Origin of the sequence: Methanobrevibacter sp., from assembly GCF_017427765.1 — an archaeon.
GTDB lineage: Archaea > Methanobacteriota > Methanobacteria > Methanobacteriales > Methanobacteriaceae > Methanocatella.
This window is the reverse complement of the sequence record NZ_JAFRSC010000044.1, coordinates 1-4,135: the sequence shown is the minus strand read 5'-3', so window position 1 is coordinate 4,135 and position 4,135 is coordinate 1. Positions and strand designations below refer to the sequence as shown.

General features: G+C 30.1%; 5 protein-coding genes. 1 reads left to right on the top strand and 4 read right to left on the bottom strand.

Annotated features, from left to right (window positions below):
• Positions 1-345: 345 nt before the first annotated feature.
• From IJL02_RS11775 to IJL02_RS11760, 4 genes are all read right to left on the bottom strand, one after another.
• Positions 346-765: a YgjV family protein gene (locus IJL02_RS11775; RefSeq protein WP_292816682.1), complete on the bottom strand. Its 420-nt coding sequence runs from the start codon at positions 763-765 to the stop codon at positions 346-348.
• An 84-nt stretch (positions 766-849) separates the two neighbouring features.
• Positions 850-1,815, bottom strand: coding sequence for a LytS/YhcK type 5TM receptor domain-containing protein (locus IJL02_RS11770; protein WP_292816680.1), 966 nt, complete (start codon positions 1,813-1,815; stop codon positions 850-852).
• A 201-nt stretch (positions 1,816-2,016) separates the two neighbouring features.
• A complete protein-coding gene (locus IJL02_RS11765; RefSeq protein ID WP_292816678.1) occupies positions 2,017-2,850 on the bottom strand; it encodes a transporter substrate-binding domain-containing protein in 834 nt (277 codons plus the stop codon).
• A gap of 59 nt (positions 2,851-2,909) precedes the next feature.
• Positions 2,910-3,089 carry a hypothetical protein gene (locus IJL02_RS11760; RefSeq protein WP_292816676.1) on the bottom strand — a complete coding sequence of 60 codons (180 nt, stop codon included), beginning with the start codon at positions 3,087-3,089 and terminating at the stop codon, positions 2,910-2,912.
• A 223-nt stretch (positions 3,090-3,312) separates the two neighbouring features.
• Between IJL02_RS11760 and IJL02_RS11755 the strand changes: the two genes are divergently transcribed.
• A complete protein-coding gene (locus IJL02_RS11755) occupies positions 3,313-3,777 on the top strand; it encodes a hypothetical protein (RefSeq protein ID WP_292816674.1) in 465 nt (154 codons plus the stop codon).
• Positions 3,778-4,135: the final 358 nt, after the last annotated feature.

Here is a 4,135-nt window from a genome sequence, read left to right as displayed (position 1 = left end):
TGTAAAATCTTAAATTGAAATCAAAAGAATATTAACAGAAAACACAATATTAAGTTTTTAAAATTAATCAAATCGTGAAATAAGACTAGTACAAAAAAGGCAATAATGCAATGTCAATGAAAGAAAAATTTTTAAAAAAAACACCCGTTCTGCAAGTGATAATCACAGAAAAAATAGCTCTGAGAAATATAAAAAATTACTACAAAAATCGCAAAAAAGTATTACTCATATAGGTATCAAAGTATATCAAACTTTTGCTACCTCACTATCTGTACTTTATTTCGCATGCCAAATATACTTATTAATATGCTTCCACACCAACATCAATTAATCCACGATTGCGAATTAATTTGAAGAAGAAATACATCCTACTGAGACAGTAATCAACTGTATAATCACTGATGTGAAATCAAATACACACCAGAAATAGATTATGTAAAATGATTCATTAATGATAAAACTGAGTTTAATCCATTTGATATCCTTACACAAGTAATTGCATATTGTGATTTGAACTGTTGCAATTATTGGAATCAAACCAACAAGCCCTAAGTTATTTACCGCAAAACCTATAACAGTAGACAATACAACGAAAAATATCGCCCACCTGATGGAAAACCTGTCTTTATAAACCATACATAGCCTTATTGTAACCATTGCCATGACTACCATGCCGACGTATGAATTAAAGAAAAATGATGCGATAATCAGTATAAAAGCATTTAGTATTTGGTATTTATATACTTTTTTATCATCATTTACCATAAGCTAAATATTACAAAGATTCCGGCAAACAATGAAATAAGGTTTCCAGCAATAATGTTCCACGGAAGATACATATGCTATCATTTATTTTTTATCATTTTTAATTTCTTGCAGTTCCTTTTCTAAACGAAGAGTTTTATTTTTATATTCCTTTAATTCCTGCGACAACTCCATTATTCTATCGGTATGCACATCAATAATATCCTTATTTGTTGAAATGTTTTGTGTGTTTTCCTGAATTTCCTTTTCGAGTTCTGTTGAAGCTTCCTCTTTTTTCTCAATTAAAAACATGGAAAATAATATAATTCCCAGTACAGCTGTGAAAGTCATTGGAGCATAAAGTGCATTGGCAATGAGTAATCCCTGTCCTCCGGAAATTGAAACGGATATTATAAACATGTCGAATCCACTATAGAGAAGCATCAGCAGTGCACCGTTGAATGGATTTAAAAATCTTCCATTACTCCATTTATAAATTAATCCACCTATAATACCACAAAATATTGTTGCAACGGCACATGGAAGTGCAGTAGGTCCTCCCATGAAGTATCTCCAAACGCCAGATACGAGTCCGACCGGAACTCCAACATAAGGCCCTCCAAATAATGCTGCAATCATCACAACCAAGCTTCTTGCATTGCCAGGGATTCCGTTAACGTTTAACGTGAAATATGAGGATAAAATTCCAAGGACTGAAAATATGATGATTTGCCATATTATTGCTTTTCTTGAAATATCTCCCTTAACTATAGCCTTGAAACTTTTGGATTTTGTAGCTATGTATGTTAAAATCAATATAACGGACAGCATCCTAAACATCTCTAAAAATGGAGCCCATAACGACTCTCCATTGGTAGATTTGTTAAAATAAGAAACTGTAATGCTCAACAAACCTATAATTACCAGATAAGCGATTTCATAAATGGATCCATCAGTAATCTCTTTAAGTCTTGGAAGCCTGGTTGAAATAAATCCTAAAATGATAATTGCTGAGATAATGGTGCCAATCTCATGCACTACTGAAATATCTACATGTTTTACAATAGTCATATATCCAAATAGGTTAATGAAAAGGAGAATATTGAATATGAACAAAACTGTCAATATTATTGCTATTTTTTTATCATTGCATAGGTTATTTTTTAATCTGTCAATCATAGAACTTCCAAGTAATATCTTTATTGTTTTATCATTATAATTGTTTAATTTGAATTCCATTGATTTATAAATGGAATTTATTCACACCATAATTCATTTATGGATTAATCCTTCAGGAATGTTGTAAGCATTATACTTTTCAGCGATTTTATCAACGGTTCCATCTTTAAACATTTCATCTAAAGTTTTTTGAACCTGGTCTTTCAGATCATTGTTTCCTTTTTTAAATCCGATTCCATACTGTTCGTAGGATAATGGTTCGTCAAGGATTTTGAGATTGCTGTTGGCAAAATTTTCTTTGAGATGATAATCTGCAATTCCAACATCTGCTATAACCGCATCACAAACGCCTGATTCCAAATTCATAAATCCAGTATTGTACTCTCTTATTTCGGTTAACTGGGCGAAAGAGTTTTTTAGACTTTCATTTTTTTCATTCAGACACTGCAATGCGGAACTTCCTTCCTGAACTTCAACATTTTTACCTTTCAAATCACCAGGAGCATTTATTCCGGAATCGTCTTTTACAATTATTACCTGTGAATTGTTAAAGTAAGAATCAGACCAGGTATAATCGTTTTCTCTTCCGTCAATTGTGAATTCACTCCAAATACAATCGACAGCATTGGAATTGAGCTCCACTTCCTTAGTGTTCCAATCAATAATCGGTTGGGCAACAAAAGTCCAATTATTTCTATGAGCCACTTCTTCGGCCAATTCCAAGTCAAAACCAGTATAGTTTCCATCATCATCTTTGTAGGTGAATGGCGGAAATTCTGCATTGAATCCGACAACAAAATTAGTTTCATTATTTACATTATCGGATGCATCATCTCCAAATATGTCAAATAACCCTTCTGCACTTGAACTGCCCATCATTAATGAGGCAACAAGAATTACTGTTAAAATCAATAATATTTTTTTCATGATAATCCCTAAAATAATTTAGTAACTATTAATACTTACCTATATTATAATATAACAATTTAGACTGTTAACTTATAAATATTGCAGGTTGAAATATATAATTTGAAAAATTTAGACCATTTTACCTTCTGTTTGGTGTCTAGTATTGCTCTGTCAGAGGTTTTGTCTTCATGATAATTTTTCTTCAGCAATTGCTGTTTTATTTCCACATCAAAACCTGCATCAGATATTTTTTTCAATAAATTCTCTTCATTTTTTTGTTCTTCAACTTGAGAGATAATCTCACCTTGAAGTCCAAAAAGAAGATCAATTGCCTGACCAACATCAACCCCTTTTGACTTTAAAATTTCAACCCGTTTAAATTAATCATCTGTTAATTCAATTTCCATTTTTACCATAATATTACATCTTACTTATTAATTTATATATACTCCTTAAAATTATTATCTAATAATTAAACATTTGTCATGTTTATCATACATTATTCAAATCAGGATTCTCGGACTTACACCCTCTGCATCCAATAAATTTACTAAGAATAATAATTTCACTACAAAAAGTAAAACTGTCAAAATTACTATCAATAAAGAAAAAACAAAAATAAGCGCTAAAGCAAAAACTTTCAAAAGAACAACAAAAACCAAAAAATACACAATAACCTTGAAAAACAGCAAAAACAAAGCAATGAAAAAAGCAAAAGTTTACTTAAAAGTTAAAGGTAAAACTTACACCGCCAAAACCAACAGCAAAGGTAAGGCAACATTTAAAATTACCAAATTAACTAAAAAAGGAACTTACAAAGCAGTTATTACTTATAAAGAAAACAACTACTACAAAAAAGCAACCAAAACATTAAAATTAAAATCAAGTAGGTGCAACAAGCATCTACTACACTTCTTTTTTTATTTTTACAATACCTCCAATTAGGATCATGATAAAATTGAGATGATTTTAATAATCTGCTAAAAAAAAATAGATCTTTCACCATTAAATAAAAATCAAAAGATTCAATGAGATTTAATTTTTCATACCATTGCCAAAAAGAAAGAATATTAACCAATAGCCAAAAAAATATCCATACACTACTCCGATTAATATCAAGACATTATAACCAACATAGATTAAACCATATGAAAATTACACCAGATAAAAAAGACAATCATTAATTTCACAAATAAAACTATCCAAACCAAGAACATGTAAAATCTTAAATTGAAATCAAAAGAATATTAACAGAAAACACAATATTAAGTTTTTAAAATTAATCAAATCGTGAAATAAGACT